Source organism: Priestia koreensis (assembly GCF_022646885.1).
GTDB lineage: Bacteria > Bacillota > Bacilli > Bacillales > Bacillaceae_H > Bacillus_AG > Bacillus_AG koreensis_A.
Genome location: NZ_CP061868.1, coordinates 3736024 through 3760980, shown reverse-complemented (window position 1 = coordinate 3760980; position 24957 = coordinate 3736024). Strand labels below are relative to the sequence as shown.

Genomic DNA, 24957 nt, shown 5'->3' with positions numbered 1-24957 from the left:
TATAAAAAAAGGATGATGGAAATGCAGCAACGGAAACGACTTGGAGATTTATTAATTGAGTCAGGCCTAATCTCCGAAGAACAACTGAATGATGCATTAGCCAATCGCAAAAAAAGTCAAAAATTAGGTGATGCCCTCTTGGAAAGAGGAGCAATCACAGAACAGCAGTTAATTGAGGTATTAGAATTTCAGCTTGGTATTCCGCACGTAAGCTTATATCGTTATCCATTTGACGTGACGTTAACAAGTTTAATTTCAAGAGAGTTCGCAAAACGTAATTATTTGATTCCGCTAAAGAAAGAAGGGAATCGGTTGTTTGTGGCGATGGCAGATCCGATGGATTTTTTTGCGATTGATGACTTAAGGCTATCGACAGGATTTCAAATTGAACGAGCCATCGCCTCAAAAGAAGACATTCTTCGCGCCATCACAAAATATTATGAGGTTGACGACGAAATTCAAGAGTTTTCATTTCAGGAAGAAAAGACGAATTCAGTTGTCGTAAAAGAAATAGAAGAAGAAGCGCCTATTGTTCGCCTAGTTAATCAGCTCATTGCAAACGCCGTTCAGCAAAAAGCGAGCGATATCCATATCGATCCACAAGAAACGAAAGTAACGGTTCGGTATCGGGTAGATGGACTTTTAAAGACGGAACGCACGCTACCAAAGCAAGTACAGAGTATTTTAACAACGCGGATTAAAATTATGGCGAATCTTGATATTACTGAGCACCGTATTCCTCAGGATGGACGCATTAAAATTACGCGAGAGTTTAATCCAATAGATTTACGCATTTCCGTGTTACCAACCGTATTTGGCGAAAAGATTGTTATGCGTATTTTGGATCTTGGAAGTACGCTAAACGATGTCAAAAAAATCGGCTTCAATCGTTTGAATCTTCAGCGTTTTTTGAAGTTGATCGAACAACCAAATGGAATTGTCCTCATTACAGGACCAACAGGGTCAGGTAAATCTTCCACATTATATGCGGCATTAAATTATTTAAATAATGAAGAAGTAAACATTATTACCGTTGAGGACCCCGTCGAGTATCAGCTTGAAGGAATCAATCAAATTCAAGTAAACACAAATGTTGGTCTAACCTTTGCATCAGGACTTCGCTCGATTTTACGTCAGGATCCCAACATTATCATGGTGGGGGAGATCCGTGACAAGGAAACAGCGGACGTAGCGGTTCGAGCTTCTCTCACAGGACATTTAGTATTGAGTACGCTTCATACGAATGATGCGGTTGGTACCGTAACGCGCCTAACGGATATGGGCGTAGAGCCCTTCTTGGTAGCAACGAGCTTAGCTGGTGTCGTTGCACAACGACTAGTTCGACGATTATGTCGTGACTGCCAGGAAGAATACGAACCGTCTAAAAGTGAACGAGATATTTTTGCAAGACGTGGCATCACGATTGAAAAGCTTATTCGAGGAAAAGGCTGTGGAAATTGCAATATGACCGGGTTTAAAGGGCGTATCGCTGTTCATGAGCTTATGGTGCTAAACGAAGAAATGAAGCGAGCGATTTTGGATAAAAAGCCGAGCAGCGTGCTACGAGAGCTTGCCGTGAAAAACAAGATGATTTTCTTACTCGATGATGGATTAATTAAGGTGAAGCAGGGATTAACAGCGACAGAAGAAGTGCTTCGTGTCGTAAATATTGACTAGGGTGATAGAAAATGATCAATACACAAATTCAAGAACTAATGAGGGTGGCGTTTAATTATAAAGCATCTGATCTCCATTTAACCGTCGGAGTGCCTCCGATTTTGCGAATTAATGGGGAACTAAAACGATACGGAAAGGAAGCTTTAAAGCCTCAAGACTTGGAAGGAATGACGAAGGATATCGTGCCTGAAACGCATTGGGATACATTTTGTGATAAAGGTGAGCTAGACTTTTCATACGGTCTTCCAGACGTTTCGAGGTTTCGTGTCAATGCTTATCATCAGCGGGGGTCAAAGTCGCTAGCGATTCGAATTATTCCAACTATTGTTCCAACACTTGAAGATTTAAAAATGCCGCCGATATTAAAAACAATAGCAGCAAAACCTCAAGGTCTTGTTCTTGTGACAGGACCGACGGGAAGTGGGAAATCAACCACCCTTGCTTCTATGATTCATCACATGAACACGACGATGAAACGGCACATCATCACCCTTGAAGATCCGATTGAGTATTTGCATCGACACGGAACGAGTATTATTGATCAGCGAGAAATTGGTTTTGACACACAAAGCTTTGCAAACGGCCTTCGTGCTTCTCTCCGTCAGGATCCTGACGTTATTTTAGTCGGAGAGCTTCGTGATTTAGAAACGATTCATACGGCGATTACAGCTGCTGAGACGGGTCACTTAGTACTTGGAACGCTACATACCTCAAGTGCACCTTCAACAATTAACCGTGTGCTTGACGTATTTCCACCAAATCAGCAGATTCAAATTCGAATTCAGCTCGCCTCAGTACTAGAAGGCATTATTTCACAACGTCTGTTTCCAACGTCTGATAAAAAAGGGCGGGTCTGTGCAACGGAGATTTTGGTGAATAATTCGGCAATCGCCAACCTTATTCGTAACGAAAAGGTTCATCAAATACCGAGTGTGATGCAGACGAATCGTGCTTCGGGAATGCATACGTTAGAGACATCGATTCAAGATCTCGTGAAAGCAGGGCGTATAACCGAAGCTGCTGCTCAACCTTATCTACAAGCGAGGGATGCTTAGTGCCGCAGTATAAATATTTAGGTCGTGATCAGAGTGGGCGGAATAAAAACGGCAAGTTATTTAGCACGTCAAAGAGGGAAGCGACGCTAAAGCTCAAGCAAAAGGGCATTCGCGTAGAAGAAATTCAGGAGATTCCCGAGACGCTGTTAAATAAAGAGCTATCGTTTGGAAGTCGAGTTAAGTTACATGACTTTGTCATTTACCTGCGCCAGTTTGCAACGCTGTTAAAAGCTGGGGTTACGGTTGTTGACTCAACGCGAATTCTCGCAAATCAAACGCAAAGTAAAACGCTACAGCGAGCGCTTATATCAATCGAAGAGGATCTTCGAAACGGAAATCCATTATCTGAAGCAACGCTTAAACACAAAAATTTGTTTCCGATTATGTTTATCAACATGGTTCGTGCCGGGGAAATTGCCGGTAACTTAGACGAGACGCTTGATCGTCTGGCTACGTACTTTGAAAAACAGCACCGCACGCGACAAAAAATCAAAGGCGCACTCGCTTATCCAGCCGTTATTACAGTAGTGGCAATTGCGGTTGTCATTTTCCTCTTAGTAGCAGTCGTTCCAACGTTTGTCGACATGTTTAAAGATTTTGGTGCTCAGCTTCCAGCAATTACGGTGTTCGTCTTAAATTCGAGTGAGTTTATGCAGAAATTTTGGTGGCTTATTGTACTCGTTATTCTTCTGTTTGTAGGTCTTTTGTTTGTCCTTTATAAGGATGCAAAAACGCGCTATTATCTCGATCTTATTTTATTAAAAATGCCTGTGTTCGGCTCAATCGTTCAAAAAGCAGCGATTGCCCGAATGACGAGAACGCTCGGTTCCTTGTTTAGTAGCTCGGTTCCGATTTTACGGGCGCTCACAATCGTTGAAACAATTGTCGGAAATGAAATTTTAGCCCGAGTGCTAAAGCAATCGCGAGACTCACTAGAAGAAGGACTACCGCTTACGATGCCAATGGAAAATCACTGGGCAATTCCACCGCTCGTGTCGCATATGATTGCGATAGGGGAGCAAACCGGTTCTCTCGATGCGATGCTAACAAAAGTAGCAGACTTCTATGAATCAGAGGTCGAGATCGCGACCGACCGCTTAAAATCACTGATTGAGCCCATTATGATTTTAGTGCTCGCTAGTGTCGTTGGAACTATTGTAATCTCAATTATGGTTCCAATGTTCGATATTTATAATCATGTTCAATAATACTATTTTCTTATTTTGGATAATGTTGTAAAATGAGAAAGTAATTACTAAATTATGAATTTATTTAAGGGGAGAGAAAAACAGTGTTTAAAAAAGTACTTAAAAATCAAAAAGGTTTAACGCTAATCGAGTTACTCGCTGTTGTTGTTATTTTGGGGATTATTGCTGCGATTGCAATTCCTAGTATTGGGAATATTATTCAGAAGTCTAAGGAAGATGCAGTAAAGTCAGACGCTATGCAAGTTATTAGTGCTGCAAAGACATACGTGTCAGCAAATGGAATTCCTGAAGGTACTACACCTGCGGGTACAATGACAGATGTTGTGTTAAAGAAATATGTAGATGATGTCTCACTAGATGCAGGCTATTCCGTGCAGGTTGTTACTGATACTGATGGTGCAGCAACTTATAAGCTTACTGGTGTAAAAACAATTGGTAATGCGGTTATTACTTTTACTGGTGCTACTTTGAAAGGGATAAAAGCAGATAAAGATTTTACTGGAAAACCGAGAACAATTACAGGTGATACAGTCGCTGCTACTACTACTACTAAGTAATAATATAGAAATTTTTAGTTTTTTTATATTGAATATTACTTATTATTTTTAACTAGGTGAACATAATGCTAATCCTAAACACATACATCTTCCTACTCGGAATTACCCTCGGCTCATTTTATAACGTCGTGGGTCTCCGGGTACCGGAAGGGAAGTCCATTGTTCGACCGCGCTCAGCTTGTCCAGGCTGTCAGCATGAGCTGACGGCTTTGGAGCTGGTACCGGTCCTTTCTTACATAATGCAGGGGGGCAAATGTAAGAATTGTCGTAGTAAAATATCCCCGATTTATCCTATAGTAGAGTTTTTGACAGGAGCATTATTTGTCCTGTCTTTTCATGTATTTGGGTGGAGTGCAGAAACAATCGTCGCATGTACCCTTGTATCACTTTGTATCATTATTACCGTGTCCGATTTGGCCTACATGATTATCCCCGATAAGGTGCTTGCTGTGTTTCTCATTCTGTTTGTCGCAGAACGGATTTGGATGCCGCTTACGCCGTGGTGGGATTCCGTAGTAGGAGCAGTTGTAGGGTTCGGTCTTTTATTTATCATTGCGCTCGTTAGCCGGGGGGGGATGGGCGGCGGTGATATTAAGCTTTACGGAGTGCTAGGAATTGTACTTGGCTGGAAGGTAACGCTTCTTTCCTTTTTCCTAGCAACGCTGTTTGGAGCCGTTATTGGTGGTGTTGGAATGATCATCGGTAAAGTAAAACGAGGAAAGCCGATGCCGTTTGGGCCATTTATTGTAATGGGAACGCTGCTTGCTTATTTTTATGGGACAAGAATATTGAACTGGTATTGGTCGTTTGTACTTTAACACATTTAACAGGGTGGTTGGATATGGTTTTGTCATTACTGTCAGCGAAAAATAAAGTTGGAAATCTACTTATTGAGGACCACGTAATCCGTTATGTTGAATTAAAACAGACTAATCCGATGGTCGTATCAAAAAAGAAAGAGCATTATTTACCCGCAGGTCTAGTTGAAGAAGGTCGTATTATTGACCCTGCAAGTCTCTCGCTCATTTTAGACGAGTGCATTTCAGATTGGGGGATAAAGGGGACAAAGGTTCGTTTTATCGTACCAAATTCAGTTGTCGTGGTGCGAACTCAAAAGCTAGAGCGTGCGCTAGCAGAGGATGAGATTCGTAGTTATTTATATTTAGAGATGGGTTCTAGCATTCATTTGCCGTTTGAAAATGCTTCCTTTGATTTTGTGATAAAGGGGCAAACGGAAGAAGAGACAGAAATCATTTTATTTGCAGCACCGGAGCTTCTTATTCAGGAATATATGGAGGTTTTAGAAAAGTCCAAGCTAAAACCGCTTGCTGCCGATATTGCGGCGCTGTCTCTTTATCGCCTTTGTTTTTACGAAGACCGCGTAAAGCCTGATGCGCATCAAATGCTTGTACAGTTTGATTTGTTTTCCGTCAATGTAAGCATCTTTCACAAACATCAGCCGTTATTTGTTCGTAGCATACCGCTTGATTTTGTGAAAAGCGATTGGTCAATTAACGTAAACGATGAAGAGACCGATTTTCACTATTCAGAAGGCAAAGAGCAATATTTATTCGGATTAGAGGATGTGTATCAAGAATTTAAACGTATTTTAGATTTTTACCGATTTTCCTATCAAGACGGTGAGAAGCTCGTTAACGACATCATTCTAACAGGCGAGCATCCGTTCTTAGAAGCAATTGCGAGTCAGCTTGAAGAGCGAGTAACAATTCCTGTTCAAACCTTTTCTCTTAGTGCTAGCAGAACCCAAATTGATACGCATGTGCAGCCACGTTATTATGTCCCTCTTGGTTTAGGGCTTAAGGGGGTGCTGTGATGTTAGTTGAAATTAATCTGCTTCCGAAAAAACAGGCGAAAAATGCGGCGCTTATTCTTGTTTTAGCTATTATTCTAGTCATTGTCGCAGCAGGAAGTACGTTTTTAGTATGGAAGCAGACAACTCTTCAAGAGTCAGTGAATGAACTTGATCGTCAAACTGAGGCGCTGCAGGAAGAGCGAGCAACAAAGCAAAAGCCAGAAACGGTAGCTACTGAAAATAAATCCGTTCAGCAGTTGCAAACAACGGTAGATTGGGTCAAGCAGTATCCTGTGGAGACGATGCCTGTGTTAAAAGAAATTGCGAAGCTGTTGCCAGAGAGAGGTTTCTTAGAGCAGTTTACATACGCAAGTGATGGCAAAGTTTCTCTTACGATTCAGTTCGATACGAATCGTGATGCCGCTTTTTACCTAAGTCAGCTTGAAAGCTCAAAGCTTATTACGGATGCTCGTATCTTAACGGTACAAGCAGGTGTAATTGTTGAAACATATTTAGATGGTTCAACGAGTCAGTCAATCGGTGAAAACAATACCGTGAATGCGACGGATACAGATCAAGCTCCAAGGTACAAGGCAACCTATGAGGTCACGATTAATAAAGACGAAGTAAAAAAAGCAGCGGAGAAGGAGGGGGATTCATGACCGTACGGTGGAATAAAACGTATACGCTCATTAGCGTTATCTCCCTTCTTGTTTTCGCTGGGTTATTCGCCTTTGCTTATTTTCAATATGTCGTGCCATTGCAACGAGATGTAGATGTAGCAGGTGATGCGTTATCGGCAGAGCAGGAAGCAACGAAAACATTAAACAATCAAACGTCCGTATCTACCTCTTCTGAGACGATGTTAAAAAGCGCTGTTGAGCTGCAGAAAGTAGTTCCGGTCAAGCCTTTTACCGAGCAATTTATGCTTGAACTTGAAAAGGCAGAGGTTATATCAAATAGCGTGATACTAGGCATTAGTTTTACAGATGACGGAGATGTGGCGGTAGGCGAAGCTAATACAACGACGACTCCGCTTGGCACGACCGTAACAGATAAATCAACAAATAATCCAACAACAAATTCAAATGACTCCACGACTAACTCAAACAATACAGCGACGAATAATCAAACGACTGATAGTGGAAGCAGTACTGAAGCAAACACAGCACAACAAAATCAGCCACCACAGCAAAAGCCTGTTGCTTTACCCGTTCCACCTGGGATGAAAACCGTTACGGCAAACCTTTCTGTTGAAGCTAAAAGATATGAAGATTTATTAACATTTATTAAAACGATTGAACATGAACAACGTGTCGCGCAAGTAACGAGCATCGCCATCACCGGTTCTCAGGAGGTAATGAAGCTAGAGGATAAAGTAGATCCTCTGAAGTATCAGCTTGGTGTAACCGTATTTTATTATCCGGCGCTCGTTGACTTGCAGAAGGATCTTCCAACCATTGACCCACCACCACCAGCTGAAAAAGAAGATCCGTTGCATGAACTCACTAATTAACAGTGGAGAATGATATGGGAAGATTACTTAAACAGCAGCGAGGCATGACGTTAATGGAATTGCTCGCTGTCATCGTTATTTTAGGAATTGTCGCTGCGATCGCGATCCCTTCCATTGGGAACATTATTGAAAAGTCGAAGGATCAGGCTTTCGTAGCGAATGCAGTAGCCATGAAAGAAGCAGCTACCCTTCACAAACGATCCTATGAAGTCGTGACTGATTCGGTAAAAGAAAAGCTGACATATGAGGAGCTTTTGCAGGGAGGATACATCGATACGATCCTCGATCCTTTTACCAAAGAAGAATGGACGGCGAAAAAGGATGATCAAAAATCCTTCGTGGACTTACGCTTTGAAGATGGAAAGATAAAATACTATGTCTGCCTAAACGGGGCTACAAAGTCACTTTGTGGTCCAGACGGGAAAGGGATTCTTTCTACAGACCTTTCAGTGGATCAATTATTGCCTAGTAAATAATATGTCGAAAACTTTCTGAACGAGACGACAAATGTCTTGTTCTTTTTTTTGTCTTCTGTGATAGGATAAATCCACTAGAGGACGAAAAGTGGGACTATTTTAAGAAAGCTGGGCATAAAATGCTAGTAGGATAAGGCGCAACGAACCGCACATAAGGTCATTGAGGATGGTGAGCAAATGGACAAGCAAACAAAGGGGATCACCGTTAAAATTAACGGACAGGAAAAGACATTTTCCGAGGAAATAATGCAGCATGATGAACAAGAGCAGGCGGCGACCACGGAGGAAGAAGAGTGGGGAATACCGAACATTGAACACGATGCGAATGTTGCCGATAAGGTCGTCTATATAGAAGATTTGCGTGATATAAAAAAGAAAAACGTAAAACTAGCGAAGAAAAAAGCTGTGTACGGCGGAACGCCATTTAAAAAAGCGCTCATGATTGGCATACTAGCAGCCGTCATTGGAACAGGTCTTGGAATGGCTAGTCTTCGTATGCTAACAGCCAATAACCTTGAGGCAGAGACGCCTTCTAGTTCGATTGTCACAGCGCAGCAGCCTACCAAAACGGAAACAACAAAGCCCCTTCCTGCTGCTCAAAGTGCGAACCTCGACGTGTTCACGGTGCAAGCAGGTGTCTTTTCTACAGAAAAGGCCGCAAAAGAGGGACAAGATGAATTAAAGAAAAAAGGCTATGCCGCTTCGGTAGTGAAAAAGGATGAAACGTATTTATTGTTTATCGGCGTTGGAATGAATCAATCGGATGCGAAGTCTCTTGCGGGAACTTATAAAGGTAATGGCGTAGACTCGTTTGCTAAATCCTATACGATCCAATCCCTTGATCAAAAAGTGACGCCGATTTATGAACAGCTAGCAGGACAGTCGGTGCAGGCAGCATTAGGTCAGGACATTGACTCTGTAAGCGATGCAGAAAAGAAGTTGACGAACATGAAAGAAACATCTGAAGTGAAAAAGCTTCGTGAAGTGTGCCAGCTGTTGGACTCTTATCGTAAAGATAAAAAAGCAGAGGATGCAACGAAGGCGCAGGAGCTTTTGTTGACCGTCCTATCTGATCATACGTCGTAAAGAAACTGCAGGGCTTTTCTGCAGTTTTTTGTATGAGGTACGACCATTGCCAAAAGACCTAATAATTGCTAAAATATGCTTGTATCTCTCTTTCTATACTAAATGACAAAGGTGATAAATATGACAGCTAAGCTAATACTTGCCTCAGGTTCTCCTCGTCGCAAAGAACTTCTTCAACAATTACATCTTCCTTTTTCTATTCAAGTAAGCGATCTTGAAGAAACGTTTAATGAGCAGGACTCTCCAGAGAATATTGTGATGTCACTTGCCCTACAGAAGGCACAGGAGGTGGCAAAGAACCACTTTTCTTCCTATGTGTTAGGAGCAGACACGGTAGTAGTTAGTGAGGGGCGTATTCTCGGAAAACCTGTGGATGAACAGGATGCGATTTCTACACTTCAATCACTATCAGGAAAAACCCATCAGGTGATGACAGGGGTTGCCATCATCTTCGGAACAAACATCGTCAACTTCTACGAACGGACAGACGTGACGTTTTGGGAATTAACGCAGTCGGAAATTGAACGCTACGTAAAAAGCGGAGAGCCAATGGATAAGGCAGGCTCTTACGGTATTCAAGGACTAGGCGCAGCTTTTGTGAAAGGCATATACGGAGATTACTTTTCTGTTGTGGGTCTTCCATTAGCACGAACGATTCGCGAACTGCGATCCATTGGCTTCTCCTTTTAATAAAGGAGGAAGTACATGAGTCAGGAAACGCTCTTAATTAAAGATTTTCCACAAGATGAACGTCCCCGTGAACGCTTAATGCTTTACGGGGCGAAAAGTCTGTCAAACCACGAACTGCTAGGAATACTTCTTCGCACAGGAACGAAGGAAGAATCTGTCCTCCAATTATCAAACCGAATCCTTCAGCACTTTGATGGCCTTAAACTCCTTCAAGACGCCTCCATTGAAGAAATTACTCACATTAAAGGAATTGGAACTGCAAAGGCTGTCCATATTATGGCGGCGATTGAATTAGGAAGACGCATCGGGCAGCTTCGCCCTGAGGATCGATACGTGATTCGAAGTCCAGAGGACGGAGCCAATTACTTAATGGAAGAGCTTCGTGTTTTGTCACAGGAGCATTTTGTTTGTTTATATTTGAATACGAAAAATCAGGTCCTTCATAAGCAGACCATTTTTATTGGCAGCCTGAATTCCTCTATTGTCCATCCACGTGAAGTGTTTAAAGAAGCCTTCCGGCGATCAGCCGCCTCGATTATTTGTGTGCATAACCATCCTTCCGGTGATCCTACTCCGAGCAGAGAAGATATTGAAGTAACGAAGCGTTTGAAAGAGTGCGGGAGAATAATTGGAATTGATTTGTTGGATCACCTAATAATTGGTGACCGGAAATACATCAGTTTGAAAGAAAAAGGCTATGTGTAATACTAGGCATTTTTCGACATGTACGCTATAATAATACTCGTGCATTTTACGTAATAATTCGAACGGTATTGATTTTTGTGAGAAAATTAAAAAATATTGAGTTTTATTACATTTTTATTTCATACAATATTTGGCGTTGACATCTTTGATAGAAGTAGAGACAATAAAGATTGTCAGTTTTTGATGGATATTGAAATTAAAATAATGGGTTTTAGTAGCAAAATAAGTAAATAATAGAAAAAGCAAAACGTCCTTATGATTGAAACCCCATTATAATAAAAAATAAAATCAGGACGATGGCAGCGAAGGGTTTCTAAGAGCGGCGATGTCACTTTTAGCGCCTTTTGGTCATATCTTTGCATTTCGTGGATAGAAAGGGAGATACGGACATGTTTGGTATTGGTACAAGAGACCTTGGTATAGATTTAGGTACTGCAAATACACTCGTGTATGTAAAAGGTAAAGGAATTGTTGTAAGAGAGCCATCAGTTGTGGCACTACAAACAGACACAAAGCAAATCGTTGCGGTTGGTAATGACGCAAAAAATATGATTGGTCGTACACCTGGAAACGTCGTGGCGCTTCGCCCGATGAAAGACGGAGTAATTGCCGATTACGATACAACAGCTACGATGATGAAATATTATATTAAACAAGCTCAAAAATCGAAAAGCGTGTTTGCTGGAAAGCCTTATGTAATGGTATGTGTGCCATCAGGAATTACAGCAGTTGAAAAGCGTGCGGTTATCGATGCAACAAGACAAGCTGGTGCACGTGATGCTTATACGATTGAAGAGCCATTTGCTGCTGCGATCGGGGCAAACCTTCCAGTTTGGGAACCAACAGGTAGTATGGTTGTTGATATCGGTGGAGGTACAACAGAAGTTGCAATCATTTCTCTAGGCGGAATCGTTACATGTCAATCGATTCGTATCGCAGGTGACGAGATGGATGAAGCAATCATTCAGTATATTCGTAAAAATTACAATTTAATGATTGGTGAGCGTACATCTGAAGCACTGAAAGTAGAAATTGGTTCAGCTGGGACACCAGAAGGCATTGAAAACATGGAGATTCGCGGTCGTGACTTACTAACAGGACTTCCAAAAACAATTGAAATTTCTGCTGAAGAAGTAGCTGAAGCCTTAAGAGATACGGTATCTGCTATTGTGGACTCAGTAAAATCTACATTAGAACAAACTCCTCCTGAACTTGCTGCAGATATTATGGATCGCGGAATTGTTTTAACAGGTGGTGGAGCATTGCTTCGCAACTTGGACAAGGTGATTAGTGAAGAAACAAATATGCCGGTCGTTATCGCAGAAGATCCACTAGATTGTGTTGCCATTGGTACTGGTAAAGCTCTTGAACATATTGATCTATTTAAAAATCGTGCTGGAGACTCCTACCGATAAAATATAAGAGGTGTAAGAAATGCCACAGTTTTTTCTAAATAAGCGTTTAGTTATTCTATTAGTAAGTATTATTGTATTGGTGGCATTGATTGGCTTTTCTTTAAGTGGTCGTAAAGATGTAACATGGCCCGAACAATTTACGAAAGATACGGTTGGCTTAGTACAGGCTACATTCCATGAACCCGCACAATTTGTAGCGGGTTTCTTTCAGAATCTTGATGACTTAAAAGGTACATACAAAGAAAATGAGACGTTAAAAAGTCGTTTAAGTCAGTACATGCAATTAGAAGCGAACGTAAGTAAATTGGAAGATGAAAACGAAAAATTACGAACGATCTTAAAGAAAAAGACATCACTCGATGACTATGACCCAGTACAAGCTACCGTAATTGCACGTAACCCAGATCGTTGGGACGATGTAATTGTAATTGACAAAGGAACAAACAATGGCATTCAAAAAGACATGGCTGTCATTACATCAGCAGGACTTATCGGGAAGGTGAAAAATGCTTCAGCCTTCACGTCTACAGTTCAACTGCTGAGCTCATCTGAGCGAGTAAACCGTATTTCTGTTATCGTGCAAGCCGGCGGTAAAAACGTGTACGGTGTTGTAGAAGGATATGATCCGGATACGAAAGACTTAATCGTTCGTCGTATTCCGAACACTGAAAAACTAAAAGTAGGTCAAAAAGTTATATCTTCTGGTTTAGGTGGAATTTTCCCACGCGGTTTATTAGTAGGGAAAGTGACGAAATTTGAACCGGATCAGTACGGACTAACACAAAAAGCATATGTAAAACCTTCAACAGATCTTTATGATCTAGATCATGTAATGGTGGCAAAGAGAAGCGCCGTTATTCCAGATGACAAAACAAACATTGATGGGCAGGAGGGAGGAAATTGAACTTAACTCGTTTATTTCTTCCTATCCTTGTGTCCGTCGTATTTATTTTAGAAAGTTTATTTACGAACTTTATTGCCGTCTTGCCGTCGTTGCAAGAATGGATTTTATCACCAAGATTTTTACTCATCATCCTTGTTTTTATGGTGTCTTATATTAATTTAAAGCAAGGTATGATTTATGGGATTATTTTTGGAATGCTTTATGATATTGCATTTACGGACGTACTAGGCGTGTATATGTTTGGTTTCCCAGTGATTTGTTTTATCATGACGAAGTTTCTTAAAATATTACAAAACAATATTATTGTGGTATCATTTATTAGCTTACTAGCTGTTGCGTTACTTGAATTCTATGTATATAGTATTAATTTAACAGTTCATTTGACGCATATGGGAATGACGGACTTTTTACACATTCGTTTTTATCCAACAATGATTTTAAATGCCATTTTTATTATCATTTTTGCGTTCCCAATGCAAAAGCGTTTTCAAAAGCTTTCAATTGAGTATATGGAATGATTTTGACGCAGAAATAAAAGAGGATTTTTGTACGTCTCTGTCGAAATTATATTTTCGTTGAGGTGAGCGTTGTGAATAGGCAGAAACAGCCAAATGTAACTATAAAAGGGACTAAAGAGGGGCTAACGTTACATCTCAGTGATACCTGCTCATTTAAAGAACTATTAGATGAGTTAGAGCTCAAATTATCAACGAATCAGTACGGAGACGATCAACAACTTGTCCATGTGAAAGTGAATGCAGGTAATCGTTACGTAACTTCTGAACAAGAAGAGCAAATAAAGGCGCTAATCAGGAAGAAAAAATATCTGATTGTTGATGAAATTGAATGTAACGTCATAACAAAAGAAGAAGCAATTCAGCAACAAAAGAAGAATGAGATTATCTCTGTAGCCCGTATTGTACGCTCTGGACAAATTCTACAGGTAGAAGGTGATTTACTTCTATTAGGCGATGTGAATCCAGGGGGAACAGTTATTGCTGCAGGCAGTATTTTTGTGGTAGGTGCACTGCGTGGAATTGCCCATGCTGGTTATGATGGTAATCGACAGGCTGTAGTGGCTGCGTCGCTTATGAAGCCTGCACAGCTTCGCATTAGTGAGGTCTATTCAAGAGGATCTGATCGCGGAGAACATGAAGATGGTGGAGAGATGGAATGCGCTTATGTCAATGAGAGCGATGAGATTTTAGTGGAGCGTGTTCAAAGCTTAATGCATCTCAGACCTAATTTGACAAGGTTAGAAAGGAGAAGTTAACAGTGGGAGAGGCGATTGTAATTACGTCTGGTAAAGGTGGCGTTGGGAAAACCACGACATCTGCTAATTTAGGGACCTCGTTAGCTTTAGCTGGCAAGCGAGTGTGTCTGATGGATACAGATATTGGCTTGAGAAATTTAGATGTTGTTATGGGACTAGAAAATCGTATCATTTACGATCTTGTAGACGTCGTTGAAGGTCGTTGCAAGCCTCAAAAAGCCTTAATCAAAGACAAACGCTTTGAATGCTTATATCTACTCCCTGCTGCACAAACAAGTGATAAGACAGCTGTAACTCCTGAGCAAATGAGAGAGCTTGTGACTGAACTGAAACAGGAATTTGATTACATACTAATTGATTGTCCTGCCGGTATCGAACAAGGGTACAAAAATGCTGTAGCTGGTGCTGATCGAGCGCTAGTTGTCACGACTCCTGAGGTTTCCGCAGTGCGTGATGCAGACCGAATTATCGGCTTATTAGAGCAAGAAGAGGGGATTGAACCTCCTAAACTCATTATTAACCGTATTCGTAATCATTTAGTGCAAAATGGGGATATGTTAAATGTGGATGAAATCGTTCAGCTTTTAGCGATTGACTTGATTGGAATCGTAGCGGATGATGATAACGTTATTAAGGCTTCTAATAGCGGTGAACCAATTGCTTTAGATCCTTCAAGTAAAGCATCAATTGCATATCGAAACATTGCTCGTCGTATTTTAGGAGAATCTGTTCCATTACAGTCTCTAGACGAAGAGCAAAAAGGGCTTTTTGCTCGCATTAAACAATTTTTCGGCGTTCGATAAACGAATTATTTTTCTCTTTATGTCAGGATAACCAAACCGGCGCATCGGTGTGGTTATCCTTTTTTTTGTGGATCATGTTCAAAAAAAGTTGTTTAGTCATAAGTCCCGAGGACAAGTCATACATTGTTAGAAACAAGCTTGTAAGGGGAATGGTGGCGTATGAATCGACGTGTTAATGAAGTTAAGCGACGTATTGCAGAAAGAAAGAAGCAGCCAAGCGGAAGTGAAAAACCGACTAAACCAGTGGTCTTCCCAGTTCAAGAGGAGCAGTATTCAGTAGACGATGTCACAATGTATGAGTATACCCCTACGAAAGAAAAGGGACACCCGTTATTTCGAAAAGAAATCTTTTTGTTTAAGTTTTTGGCTTCAGCTTGTCTTGTATTAGTTGTAGCGATTTTGTTCAAAAATCCGTCTCCGCATTTTACGGAGGCGCGTCACTTTGTAAATGGTTATATGGAAAAGGAATTTCAGTTTGCAGCCGTTTCCTCTTGGTATGAAAAGGCCTTTGGAAAGCCTTTGTCAATTCTCCCTCTCGATAATAAAAAGCAAGAAGAAACGATTACGTCTGATTACGCAGTGCCTGCATCTGGCCACGTTTTACAAAGTTTTAAGAAGACAGGTCACGGCATTATTGTAGAAACGGGCAGTAAATCTGTTGTAGAAGCAATGAGTGAAGGATTTGTGTCCTTTATTGGACAGAAGCAGGGATTTGGAAAAACGGTAGTGATTCAGCATGCAGATGGAACAGAAGCATGGTATGGAAACTTAGATAAGGTCGACGTCAACCTCTATGACTTTGTCGACAAAAAGAAAAAAGTCGGGTCTGTATCGAGCCTAGATGATGGGAAAAAAGGAACGTATTCATTTGCGATCAAAAAAGGAGAAAAATTTATTGATCCAAGTAAGGTGATTAACTTTGAGTAATTGGATTTCTCTCATATTCAAAATCCATATTCATCCGGTATTTTGGTTTGTGCTTGGCATTGGGATTTTGACAGCGAGCTTTAAACAACTCATCGTTCTTTTTCTGATCGTTTTTATTCATGAACTGGGTCACGCCGTTGCGGCCCATCTTTTTTCATGGCGAATTAAAAGCATTTTGCTGCTTCCATTCGGTGGAGTAGCTGAGATGGATGAACACGGAAACCGACCGCTTCATGAGGAACTCATTGTTGTGTTAAGCGGTCCTCTTCAGCATGTGTGGATGGCGCTTGCTGGTTACGGATTATATACAGCAGACGTTCTTTCAGCTGATTTGTTCCACTTGTTTATGATTCAAAACGTTACAATTCTATTATTTAATCTTCTACCTATTTGGCCGCTAGACGGCGGGAAAGTTTTGTTTATTATGCTCAGTCACACGAAGCCGTTCATTGAAGCCCATAAGCAGGCGCTTTATATTTCAACGGTGTCTCTTGCTATTTTAATTTTAATTTCAAGCTTTCTCTATTTTCAGCAGTTTCATCTATGGGTCATTATTAGCTTTTTAATCGTCTCGTTATATAAAGAATGGAAAGATCGTTACTATGTGTACATTCGCTTTCTGCTAGAGCGCTATCAAGGTAGAAAGCTAGAGATTAGTTCATTGCGTCCGCTCACAGTTCCCCCAGAAGAACCGCTTCACACCATTTTGCAAAGATTCCAGCGTGGGTGTAAGCATATTGTAATTGTGGAAGGAAAAGAATCGACCCATCAGCAGGTGGATGAAAATGAAATTCTCCACGCCTATTTTACTGAAAAACGAATTCATTCACCGATTAATGAACTAGTGCCGTTTTATTGAACGACTGAACAGGGAATTTCCTGTTCTTTTTTTTGTTCAAAATGCTTCATGCAGGTGATACTATAGGGGAAAGAATGTAAAACGTGTCGGTGTACAATGTGAGCAATTATTGATAGGGTAAAACGTAGACAGGCTTTGTGTAGAAAGGGAGCAAGAGATGAGAACGTGTGTAATAAACGTCGCGAATACGTCAAAACGAATCGCCGTTATGAATGATAAGCGATTAGATGCGCTTTATTTAGAGCAACAGGGTCAGCAAAATAATGTAGGGAATATTTACATAGGCAAAGTTGTAAAGGTTCAAAAAGGTATGCAGGCAGCTTTTGTAGACATTGGTTTAGATAAGAACGGCTACTTGCATTGTAAGGATGTACCAAATGCTAGCAGTGAGAAAGATCGTGACATCGCGTCGCTGCTGACAGAAGGAGAAGCCATCGTTGTGCAGATTGCGAAAGAAGGCATCGGTGGAAAAGGGCCGAAGCTTACGGCCATTATTGAATTTTCGGGACAGAACATGGTCTATTTACCGCACGGAAACTATGTAGCGGTATCGAAAAAAATCCCAGATGAAAGTGTACGAGAGAATCTGCGGAAGATTGGACAGGACATTTGTCGTGACGCGGAAGGCCTCGTGATTCGAACGACGGCACAGGATGCCGAGCGCTCGGCACTAGAAGGTGAGCTTAGTGCTTTACGAGAGAAGTACGCGCTTATGAAACAAAGGAGCGCTTTGAAGAAAGCACCCAATCTGCTTTGGGAAAATTATGATTTTGTTCAATCAACCTTAGAAGCTGTTCAAAAGCGAGGCGTCGATGAGATTGTAATAGATGATTTTGACCTCTATCAGCAATTAAGCAGTCAGAGCCTACCTGTTCACTACTATCGTGAAAACGAAGGCATCTTCCATCATTATGACGTAGAGGCAGAGCTTGAACGTCTTCAAAAGAGAGTCGTCTGGCTGAAAAACGGAGCCTACCTGGTTGTTGATCAAACAGAGGCGATGACCGTCGTAGACGTAAATACGGGCAAATTTTCGGGAAAAAACTCGTTTGAGGAAACGGTTCTTGATACCAATTTGCTTGCGGCAAATGAAGTAGCAAGGCAAGTACGACTCCGAAATATCGGTGGCATTATTCTGGTTGATTTTATTAATATGAAAAATCCTTCTCATCGTAAGCGCATTGAACAAGCGATGAAAGAAGCGCTACAGGAAGATGATGTGCGTACGACGATCGTCGGATTTACGGAGCTTGGTATTTTACAGCTCACGCGTAAGAAAACAAAAGAAAGCATAGAAGAAGCGCTCATGATTCCTTGTCAAACCTGCAGTGGAACGGGGAAAGTATTAAGCGATGAAACGATTGTGTATCAGCTTGAGCGTGCTTTGTGGGAGCATCGACATACCGAGGCAGAGGCTATTTGGGTGGAAGTAAAAGCAGGTGTTCCGGAACTGATGAAGCAAGACGGATTTTTAGCTCACCTAGAGGGCATGCTGAAGCTGAAGCTTTTTATGACGGTTTCTCCTAAAAGCAATGTAACTTATGAAATTCGTCACGTTGGTACGATTCAAGACATTGAAAATCGTCTATCCTAATTCATGATTTTACATTGACAGAGGGAATCCCAGTATAGTATTATTTTATATGTTAGTTTGTAGCACCCGTGCTACAACCGCGCAGAACGGGTTTTAAGTTCATTATGAACACCTGTGATGGCGAGTCTGAGTCTATTGAGGAGGTGCAATTATGTACGCAATTATCGAAACTGGTGGTAAACAAATCAAAGTCGAGGAAGGTCAAGCTATCTACATTGAAAAGCTTGCTGCTGACCAAGACGCAACAGTTACTTTTGACAAAGTATTATTTGTTGGTGGTGACAACGTTAAAGTTGGTGCTCCATTCGTTGAAGGTGCAACTGTTACAGCTAAAGTTGAGAAACAAGGTCGCGCTAAAAAGATCCTTGTCTTCAAATACAAAGCTAAGAAAAACTACCGTCGTAAACAAGGTCATCGTCAACCTTACACTAAAGTTGTGATTGAAAAAATCAACGCTTAAGGTGTAATGACATGATTAAAATCGACATTACTCGTGATGCAGCGAATCAAATTCAAGCTTTCGAAGTGAGTGGACATGCTGACTTTGCAGAGTACGGTTCTGATATCGTTTGTGCAGGAGTATCAGCGGTTACCATCGGTGCCGTAAATTCAATCATTGCTCTTTGTGATGTGACCCCTCTTATTGAACAGGGTGGAGAAGGCGGTTATCTCTATTGTGAGATTCCAGCGGATGTAGAACCTTCTACATTTGAACGCATTCAGCTACTTCTGGAAGGTATGATTGTGTCACTCGAATCAATCGAACGTGATTATCAAAGTTATATAAAAATAAACTAAAGACAGTAGGAGGTGGATGTCATGTTAAGATTAGACCTTCAGTTCTTCGCTTCTAAAAAAGGTGTAGGTAGTACTAAGAACGGTCGTGATTCAATCTCGAAACGTCTAGGTGCTAAACGTGCTGACGGCCAATTCGTATCTGGTGGTTCAATTTTATACCGTCAACGCGGTACTAAAATCTATCCAGGTGCTAACGTAGGTCGTGGTGGAGATGACACTCTTTATGCGAAAATCGACGGCATCGTAAAATTCGAGCGCCTTGGTCGTGACCGCAAACAAGTAAGTGTATACCCAGTTGCTCAAGAAGCATAAGCCGTGAAAAGAAAACTCTAACCTAATGTGGGTTAGAGTTTTCTTTATTTAATGATCGCCTTTTGTTTTTGAACCTCTCGTAAGTCTTGCACTTACCTTGCTGCAAAGGCAGTAATTTTCAACAGGGGCAGTGAAGAACAGACGGCTCGGAAAGTCATATTGAAAAAGGGGTTCAAAAGCAATAGAGTCTGTAAAAAGAGGTTACTGCTTCTCTAATTAAGGTACGAAGATTCTTTACCCCCTTTATCGTAGAATTTGTTATAATTAACAGTATGTGTACAAGTATGCTCGTGAAAGGTTAGGAGTGCCCAAATGGATAAAGATTGGAATGTCGTAGAAGTACTTCGTTATGCTCGACATGATTGGTTAAATAGGCTACAGCTTATCAAAGGAAATCTTGCATTAAATCGCCTAGATCGAGTAGATGAAATCATTAATGAAATCATCACCCAAGCAAAACATGAGTCAAATTTAACAAATACGCGGCTGCATATGTTAACAGAATTTATTATGACTTACCAATGGTGCAGTCACCCGATAGAGCTTGAAATCGAAGTTCTTGGAGAGATTAAGGACTTATCTATGTATGATGAGGCTATTACGGCATGGTGCAAGCAGTTTATTTCCTTGCTTGAGAGCGCCGTTGATATCCGCACGCAAAATCATTTGAGTATGTCTTTGCTAGTGGAGAAAGATCAGACTCGTTTCTTTTTTGATTTTAGTGGGATACTAGAACAAGAAGACCTCATCCATCTATGGCTTAATCAAAAGAACAACAGTTCATTTCATATAAAAGAACAAACTACATCAAAAGAAGAGATAAGTGTTGTCGTAGAGCTTAAGGGCTTAGGCGACAGAACGGAGTGAAAACAATGTTTGTAGATCAGGTAAAGATATACGTAAAAGGTGGCGACGGAGGTAACGGAATGGTTGCCTTTCGTCGTGAAAAATATGTTCCAAAAGGTGGACCAGCAGGCGGAGACGGTGGTAACGGTGCAGACGTTATTTTCGAAGTAGAAGAAGGTCTTCGTACGTTAATGGATTTCCGCTATCAGCGCCACTTTAAGGCAACGCGCGGTGAGCACGGAATGTCAAAAGGACAGCACGGCCGTAACTCACAACCAATGGTAATTAAAGTGCCACCAGGAACGGTTGTAACAGATGAACAAACGAAGGAAGTTATTGCGGATTTAACTGAGCACGGTCAGCAAGCAGTTATTGCAAAGGGTGGTCGCGGAGGTCGTGGTAACACGCGTTTTGCATCACCAGCAAATCCGGCGCCTCAAATCGCTGAAAACGGTGAGCCAGGACAAGAGCGTGATATCGTTCTTGAATTAAAACTTCTTGCAGATGTAGGTCTTGTAGGATTCCCGAGCGTAGGGAAGTCCACTCTATTATCCGTTGTTTCTGCAGCTAGACCGAAAATTGCTGAATATCATTTCACAACGATTGTTCCAAACCTTGGAATGGTGGAAACAGAAGATAACAGAAGCTTCGTAATGGCAGACTTACCTGGATTAATTGAAGGCGCGCACCAAGGTGTTGGATTAGGACATCAGTTCCTACGTCATATTGAACGTACGCGTGTAATTGTGCATGTGATCGATATGTCTGGAATGGAAGGGCGCGATCCGTTTGAGGATTATCAAACGATTAACGCTGAACTAAAGGAATATAATCTTCGTCTAACAGAGCGTCCACAAATTGTGGTTGCGAATAAAATGGACATGCCAGATGCGGAAGAAAATTTAAAAGCATTTAAAGAGAAGATTGAAGATGACGTAGAAATCTTCGCTATTTCTGCTGTAACGCGAAAAGGTCTTCGTGATCTACTGTTTGCGATTGCAAATAAAGTTGAAACGACACCAGACTTCCCAATGGAAGAAGAAGAGGATCTATCAACTCATCGCGTTCTTTACAAATTCGAAAAAGAAGATGCTGGCTTTGATATTACGAGAGAAAGTGACGGCAAGTTTGTCCTTTCTGGCGATAAGATTGAAAAGCTCTTCAAGATGACAGACTTCTCACGTGATGAATCTGTACGTAGATTCTCTCGCCAGCTTCGCGGTATGGGTGTCGACGAAGAATTACGTAAGCGCGGTGCCGAAGATGGAGATATTATTAAGTTAATGGAATATGAATTTGAATTTATTGACTAATAAGTCGACAAAAAGGGGAGGAGCTTTGTTTGTCTAATCAAGATCAACAATTTTACTTAATTCGCGAAGACGTTTTGCCTGAAGCGATGCGTAAAACCCTTGAAGCAAAGCTTTTAATTGAACGAGGAAAAGCAGACTCTGTGGCGGATGCCGTTCAGATAGTCGATTTAAGCAGAAGTGCGTATTATAAATATCGTGATACGGTGTTTCCTTTTCATACAGTGGTAAAAGAGCGGATTATCTCCCTCTTTTTCCATTTAGAAGATCGTTCAGGAACGCTCTCACATTTATTGTCTGTTGTTGCGTCCAGTGGTTGTAACGTACTAACGATTCATCAAACGATCCCTCTTCAGGGGCGTGCGAACGTTACGCTATCACTCGATACATCAGCAATACGAATTGAACTGAATGAATTATTAAGACATTTACGAAGCCTTGAATTTGTGGAAAAAGTAGATATTTTAGGTTCAGGGGCATAAGAACGTCATAAGGAGAGAGTTTCATGGGGAAAATCGGATACTTAGGACCAAAAGCAACATTCACACATCAAGCCGTTCAATCGGTATTTCCTAATGAGGACTATATTCCGTATAAAACGATTCCAGCCTGTATTGATGCAGTGGCGAAAGGGGACGTATCATACGGAGTAGTTCCGCTCGAAAATACGCTTGAGGGATCGGTTAATCTAACCTTAAACTATTTGATTCACGAAACGAGAATGCCGATTGTTGGTGAAATTGTGTTGCCTATACGCCAACATTTAATGGTGCATCCGCAAAATGAAGGGATTAACGAGCGCTTAGAAGCCGTTTATTCTCATCCCCATGCCATTGCTCAATGCCATAAATTTTTGTACCAGCATTTATCACACGCTGATATTCATGAGACAAGCTCTACTGCGTGGGCAGCACAGTACGTTCAGGCACATCCAGAGCGTAAAATTGCTGCGATTGCAAATGAACTAGCAGCCGCAGAGTATGGCTTAACGATTGCCAAAGGCGATATTCATGATTATAGCCATAATCATACGCGCTTTGTGGTGTTGCATAAAGAGTCAGATGCGTTTGTTCCGTTCTCAAAAGAAGATGGAGAAAAAACGACGCTACTCGTTCAGCTTCCTGCTGATGATCAGTCAGGATCTCTCCATCAGGTCTTATCAGCCTTTGCATGGCGCAGGCTAAATCTATCAAAGATTGAATCTCGCCCGATGAAGACTGGACTGGGGAATTATTTCTTTATCATTGATATTGAACAAAAGCTAGATGATGTACTCATTCCAGGAGCTATTTCTGAACTTGAAGCTCTCGGATGTACCGTTTCAATACTCGGTACATATGCATATCAAGTCATGGAATGAAAAAGAAGGAGCCTTTCTCGGGCTCCTTCTTTTTTTATGATTCAATTAAAAAGCCTTCTTTTCGCAATGCCGCGCAAGCTTCTTGTAACTTCTTCGGTGTATCAGCTTCAATCGTATGAAGGTGCGTTCCGTCTGTGAGCTGTGATAAGTAAGAGGCGTTCGTGTTTTTTACGTGTTCAAGAAATGCTTCCACTTCTTTGCGCGTGCTCACCATGATGGAGGCCGTTAGTTCACCGTAAATTGGGTGCTCAACGATTACATCACGAACGCGAACGCCGTGATCGACAAGTAAAAAGAGTTCACGATCAGCTGTTTCAGGTCCGTGCTGACAAGCGATAATTTGCTCATAGCGTCCCTTTTGATCGGGTGTTTGCATATAGAGGTAGCCTTGACTTGTCGCAATAATAGGCTCATTTTTTGCCTTCAACAACGAAATGTCTTGAACAATGACCTGTCTGCTAACATTTGTACGCTTTGATAGCTCACTTCCTGTTAGCGGTACACCTTCTGTTTGCAGCCATTCTAAAATAAGAGTTCGGCGCTGTTCACCGAGAATTTTTTTATTTGCTTCTGTCATGTTTTAACGCTCCCTACTAAATCAATGAATTTATTTCTTATTTTACACAGTTTTAGGTGATAAAGTCTTTTCATATGGGTCACAAAGTTCGGCACAGGTTCGCGTTAGCACGTTAACAAACGCTTCAATATGTTCTTTTGTTGTATGACGTCCAAACGATACACGAACAAATTGCTTTGCCTCATCTGCTGTTTTCCCAAGAGCAAGCATAGAATAGGAGGGGTGCTGATGTCCTACCTGACAAGCGCTCCCTGTCGAAATGGCTATGTTGTACCGATTACATTGTAGCATAATATATTGTCCTTGGAGCCAGTGGACGCTTATTCCAACGATTGATGGCAATACTTCGTCATCTCCCTCAACAGTGACAGGAAGGTGATGGGACGCCAGGAGGGCATGAAGCTGTTCCCGTAGCTGCGTATGTTCGATACGGGTATTGTCCATCTCTTTATAAGCAAGTTCACTAGCAGTCGTAAATGCCGCAATGGAAGGAGTGTCTAGCGTCCCTTTCTGTGTATATACGCTGATCGATGGATGTAAATAAAGCAAACCGCAGCCTTTTGGACCATAAATTTTATGACTCGATGCGGAGAGGCTATGAACGCGCCATCTTTTTAGATCAATTGGAAGCTTACCAAAAGACTGAACGACATCACAGTGAACAAAAATGCCGTGTTCCTCGGCAAGCAAAGCAATTTCCTCAATTGGCTGAACAGCTCCCATTTCATGATTCACATGTTGAAAAATAAAGAGCGCCGTATCTTCACGAATCGCTGATTTTAGCGCATCTAGACAAACTCTCCCGCTTTGTTCAACAGCGAGATAAGTAACCTCATAGCCTTCTTGCTCCAGATCCTCACACGTATGTAAAATGGAAGCATGCTCCATTTTAGTCGTAATAATATGCTTTCCGTTTTGTGCTGATGCTAAAAGAGCACGTATGCCGCACTCATTTGCTTCCGTCCCTCCGCTTGTAAAAAAAACACCGTTTTTATCACCATTAATCAGCTCAGCAAGCTTTTCTTTACACGCCTCTACTAAGGAATGAGCGGTTGTGCCAACGTCGTGAAGGCTGTGGGTGTTCCCGTAGATGGACGTTGCAACCTCTCTGTATACATCGATTGCTTCTGTTCTCATTGGTGTCGTGGAAGCATAGTCAAGATAAATCATCGTTTTCCCTCTCCCTCTAAAAAAGA

29 protein-coding genes and 1 other annotated feature are annotated in these 24957 nt (G+C 41.4%); of the genes, 27 read left to right on the top strand and 2 right to left on the bottom strand.

The window, feature by feature from the left end:
• Positions 1-12 precede the first annotated feature (12 nt).
• From IE339_RS19830 to pheA, 27 genes are all read left to right on the top strand, one after another.
• Positions 13-1677 (top strand): GspE/PulE family protein, encoded by a 1665-nt coding sequence (locus IE339_RS19830; protein ID WP_242170463.1) that lies wholly within the window; start codon positions 13-15, stop codon positions 1675-1677.
• A 14-nt stretch (positions 1678-1691) separates the two neighbouring features.
• Complete coding sequence (locus tag IE339_RS19825) at positions 1692-2732, top strand: type IV pilus twitching motility protein PilT (protein ID WP_242176253.1); 1041 nt, start codon at positions 1692-1694, stop codon at positions 2730-2732.
• Positions 2732-3940 (top strand): type II secretion system F family protein, encoded by a 1209-nt coding sequence (locus tag IE339_RS19820; protein WP_242170460.1) that lies wholly within the window; start codon positions 2732-2734, stop codon positions 3938-3940. The genes IE339_RS19825 and IE339_RS19820 overlap by 1 nt, the downstream gene beginning before the upstream one ends.
• Positions 3941-4023: 83 nt before the next feature.
• Positions 4024-4497: a type IV pilin protein gene (locus tag IE339_RS19815; RefSeq protein ID WP_242170456.1), complete on the top strand. Its 474-nt coding sequence runs from the start codon at positions 4024-4026 to the stop codon at positions 4495-4497.
• Positions 4498-4562: 65 nt separating this feature from the next.
• Positions 4563-5315 carry a prepilin peptidase gene (locus tag IE339_RS19810; protein ID WP_242170453.1) on the top strand — a complete coding sequence of 251 codons (753 nt, stop codon included), beginning with the start codon at positions 4563-4565 and terminating at the stop codon, positions 5313-5315.
• A gap of 23 nt (positions 5316-5338) precedes the next feature.
• The gene (gene pilM, locus IE339_RS19805) at positions 5339-6331 is read left to right on the top strand and encodes a type IV pilus biogenesis protein PilM (RefSeq protein ID WP_242170449.1); all 993 of its coding nucleotides are present in this window, start codon (positions 5339-5341) and stop codon (positions 6329-6331) included.
• Complete coding sequence (locus IE339_RS19800) at positions 6331-6972, top strand: PilN domain-containing protein (RefSeq protein ID WP_242170447.1); 642 nt, start codon at positions 6331-6333, stop codon at positions 6970-6972. The genes pilM and IE339_RS19800 overlap by 1 nt, the downstream gene beginning before the upstream one ends.
• On the top strand, positions 6969-7826 hold the full coding sequence (locus tag IE339_RS19795; protein WP_242170444.1) for a hypothetical protein: 858 nt from the start codon (positions 6969-6971) through the stop codon (positions 7824-7826). Before IE339_RS19800 ends, IE339_RS19795 begins: the two co-directional genes overlap by 4 nt.
• A 14-nt stretch (positions 7827-7840) precedes the next feature.
• Entirely contained in the window at positions 7841-8302 is a 462-nt protein-coding gene (locus IE339_RS19790; RefSeq protein WP_242170442.1) for a type II secretion system protein, read from the top strand.
• Positions 8303-8479: 177 nt separating this feature from the next.
• On the top strand, positions 8480-9388 hold the full coding sequence (locus IE339_RS19785; protein ID WP_242170440.1) for an SPOR domain-containing protein: 909 nt from the start codon (positions 8480-8482) through the stop codon (positions 9386-9388).
• A gap of 120 nt (positions 9389-9508) precedes the next feature.
• Positions 9509-10078, top strand: coding sequence for a Maf family protein (locus IE339_RS19780; RefSeq protein WP_242170438.1), 570 nt, complete (start codon positions 9509-9511; stop codon positions 10076-10078).
• Positions 10079-10093: 15 nt separating this feature from the next.
• Positions 10094-10783 (top strand): RadC family protein, encoded by a 690-nt coding sequence (radC, locus tag IE339_RS19775; RefSeq protein ID WP_242170436.1) that lies wholly within the window; start codon positions 10094-10096, stop codon positions 10781-10783.
• A 389-nt stretch (positions 10784-11172) separates the two neighbouring features.
• Positions 11173-12198 carry a rod shape-determining protein gene (locus IE339_RS19770; RefSeq protein ID WP_053400982.1) on the top strand — a complete coding sequence of 342 codons (1026 nt, stop codon included), beginning with the start codon at positions 11173-11175 and terminating at the stop codon, positions 12196-12198.
• A gap of 19 nt (positions 12199-12217) precedes the next feature.
• Entirely contained in the window at positions 12218-13102 is an 885-nt protein-coding gene (mreC, locus tag IE339_RS19765; RefSeq protein ID WP_242170435.1) for a rod shape-determining protein MreC, read from the top strand.
• Positions 13099-13620: a rod shape-determining protein MreD gene (mreD, locus tag IE339_RS19760; protein WP_053400984.1), complete on the top strand. Its 522-nt coding sequence runs from the start codon at positions 13099-13101 to the stop codon at positions 13618-13620. Before mreC ends, mreD begins: the two co-directional genes overlap by 4 nt.
• Positions 13621-13691: 71 nt before the next feature.
• Positions 13692-14375, top strand: coding sequence for a septum site-determining protein MinC (gene minC / locus IE339_RS19755; RefSeq protein WP_242170433.1), 684 nt, complete (start codon positions 13692-13694; stop codon positions 14373-14375).
• A gap of 2 nt (positions 14376-14377) precedes the next feature.
• Positions 14378-15178, top strand: a complete 801-nt coding sequence (gene minD / locus IE339_RS19750) for a septum site-determining protein MinD (protein WP_242170431.1) — start codon at positions 14378-14380, stop codon at positions 15176-15178.
• A 159-nt stretch (positions 15179-15337) separates the two neighbouring features.
• Positions 15338-16105, top strand: a complete 768-nt coding sequence (locus IE339_RS19745) for a M23 family metallopeptidase (RefSeq protein WP_242170429.1) — start codon at positions 15338-15340, stop codon at positions 16103-16105.
• Positions 16098-16964, top strand: coding sequence for a M50 family metallopeptidase (locus IE339_RS19740; protein WP_242170426.1), 867 nt, complete (start codon positions 16098-16100; stop codon positions 16962-16964). Before IE339_RS19745 ends, IE339_RS19740 begins: the two co-directional genes overlap by 8 nt.
• 157 nt (positions 16965-17121) lie before the next feature.
• On the top strand, positions 17122-18558 hold the full coding sequence (locus IE339_RS19735; protein ID WP_242170423.1) for an Rne/Rng family ribonuclease: 1437 nt from the start codon (positions 17122-17124) through the stop codon (positions 18556-18558).
• A gap of 65 nt (positions 18559-18623) precedes the next feature.
• Positions 18624-18696, top strand: a sequence feature (ribosomal protein L21 leader region).
• A 13-nt stretch (positions 18697-18709) separates the two neighbouring features.
• Entirely contained in the window at positions 18710-19018 is a 309-nt protein-coding gene (rplU, locus tag IE339_RS19730) for a 50S ribosomal protein L21 (RefSeq protein WP_053400990.1), read from the top strand.
• Positions 19019-19029: 11 nt separating this feature from the next.
• A complete protein-coding gene (locus IE339_RS19725) occupies positions 19030-19356 on the top strand; it encodes a ribosomal-processing cysteine protease Prp (protein ID WP_242170420.1) in 327 nt (108 codons plus the stop codon).
• A gap of 21 nt (positions 19357-19377) precedes the next feature.
• Positions 19378-19668, top strand: a complete 291-nt coding sequence (gene rpmA / locus IE339_RS19720) for a 50S ribosomal protein L27 (protein ID WP_053400992.1) — start codon at positions 19378-19380, stop codon at positions 19666-19668.
• Between the two features lie 312 nt (positions 19669-19980).
• Positions 19981-20535, top strand: a complete 555-nt coding sequence (locus IE339_RS19715; protein ID WP_053400993.1) for a Spo0B C-terminal domain-containing protein — start codon at positions 19981-19983, stop codon at positions 20533-20535.
• Positions 20536-20540: 5 nt separating this feature from the next.
• Entirely contained in the window at positions 20541-21827 is a 1287-nt protein-coding gene (gene obgE, locus IE339_RS19710; RefSeq protein WP_242170417.1) for a GTPase ObgE, read from the top strand.
• Positions 21828-21856: 29 nt separating this feature from the next.
• A complete protein-coding gene (locus IE339_RS19705; protein ID WP_277933921.1) occupies positions 21857-22306 on the top strand; it encodes an ACT domain-containing protein in 450 nt (149 codons plus the stop codon).
• Positions 22307-22329: 23 nt separating this feature from the next.
• The gene (gene pheA, locus IE339_RS19700; RefSeq protein WP_242170414.1) at positions 22330-23184 is read left to right on the top strand and encodes a prephenate dehydratase; all 855 of its coding nucleotides are present in this window, start codon (positions 22330-22332) and stop codon (positions 23182-23184) included.
• A 34-nt stretch (positions 23185-23218) separates the two neighbouring features.
• On the opposite strand, the gene IE339_RS19695 is transcribed toward pheA, so the two are convergent.
• Positions 23219-23761, bottom strand: coding sequence for a transcription repressor NadR (locus IE339_RS19695; RefSeq protein ID WP_242170410.1), 543 nt, complete (start codon positions 23759-23761; stop codon positions 23219-23221).
• 42 nt (positions 23762-23803) lie between these two features.
• Complete coding sequence (locus IE339_RS19690) at positions 23804-24931, bottom strand: IscS subfamily cysteine desulfurase (RefSeq protein WP_242170407.1); 1128 nt, start codon at positions 24929-24931, stop codon at positions 23804-23806.
• Between the last annotated feature and the right edge of the window lie 26 nt (positions 24932-24957).

Bases quoted from the DNA above. Each gene is read 5' to 3' on its own strand.
- IE339_RS19725 (WP_242170420.1), top strand. From the start codon at position 19,030: ATGATTAAAATCGACATTACTCGTGATGCAGCGAATCAAATTCAAGCT.
- IE339_RS19780 (WP_242170438.1), top strand. From the start codon at position 9,509: ATGACAGCTAAGCTAATACTTGCCTCAGGTTCTCCTCGTCGCAAAGAA.
- rpmA (WP_053400992.1), top strand. From the start codon at position 19,378: ATGTTAAGATTAGACCTTCAGTTCTTCGCTTCTAAAAAAGGTGTAGGT.
- IE339_RS19795 (WP_242170444.1), top strand. From the start codon at position 6,969: ATGACCGTACGGTGGAATAAAACGTATACGCTCATTAGCGTTATCTCC.
- IE339_RS19715 (WP_053400993.1), top strand. From the start codon at position 19,981: ATGGATAAAGATTGGAATGTCGTAGAAGTACTTCGTTATGCTCGACAT.
- pheA (WP_242170414.1), top strand. From the start codon at position 22,330: ATGGGGAAAATCGGATACTTAGGACCAAAAGCAACATTCACACATCAA.
- obgE (WP_242170417.1), top strand. From the start codon at position 20,541: ATGTTTGTAGATCAGGTAAAGATATACGTAAAAGGTGGCGACGGAGGT.
- IE339_RS19790 (WP_242170442.1), top strand. From the start codon at position 7,841: ATGGGAAGATTACTTAAACAGCAGCGAGGCATGACGTTAATGGAATTG.
- IE339_RS19690 (WP_242170407.1), bottom strand. From the start codon at position 24,931: ATGATTTATCTTGACTATGCTTCCACGACACCAATGAGAACAGAAGCA.
- rplU (WP_053400990.1), top strand. From the start codon at position 18,710: ATGTACGCAATTATCGAAACTGGTGGTAAACAAATCAAAGTCGAGGAA.
- IE339_RS19695 (WP_242170410.1), bottom strand. From the start codon at position 23,761: ATGACAGAAGCAAATAAAAAAATTCTCGGTGAACAGCGCCGAACTCTT.
- radC (WP_242170436.1), top strand. From the start codon at position 10,094: ATGAGTCAGGAAACGCTCTTAATTAAAGATTTTCCACAAGATGAACGT.
- IE339_RS19745 (WP_242170429.1), top strand. From the start codon at position 15,338: ATGAATCGACGTGTTAATGAAGTTAAGCGACGTATTGCAGAAAGAAAG.
- IE339_RS19800 (WP_242170447.1), top strand. From the start codon at position 6,331: ATGTTAGTTGAAATTAATCTGCTTCCGAAAAAACAGGCGAAAAATGCG.
- pilM (WP_242170449.1), top strand. From the start codon at position 5,339: ATGGTTTTGTCATTACTGTCAGCGAAAAATAAAGTTGGAAATCTACTT.
- IE339_RS19785 (WP_242170440.1), top strand. From the start codon at position 8,480: ATGGACAAGCAAACAAAGGGGATCACCGTTAAAATTAACGGACAGGAA.
- IE339_RS19830 (WP_242170463.1), top strand. From the start codon at position 13: ATGATGGAAATGCAGCAACGGAAACGACTTGGAGATTTATTAATTGAG.
- mreC (WP_242170435.1), top strand. From the start codon at position 12,218: ATGCCACAGTTTTTTCTAAATAAGCGTTTAGTTATTCTATTAGTAAGT.
- IE339_RS19770 (WP_053400982.1), top strand. From the start codon at position 11,173: ATGTTTGGTATTGGTACAAGAGACCTTGGTATAGATTTAGGTACTGCA.
- IE339_RS19735 (WP_242170423.1), top strand. From the start codon at position 17,122: ATGAGAACGTGTGTAATAAACGTCGCGAATACGTCAAAACGAATCGCC.
- IE339_RS19810 (WP_242170453.1), top strand. From the start codon at position 4,563: ATGCTAATCCTAAACACATACATCTTCCTACTCGGAATTACCCTCGGC.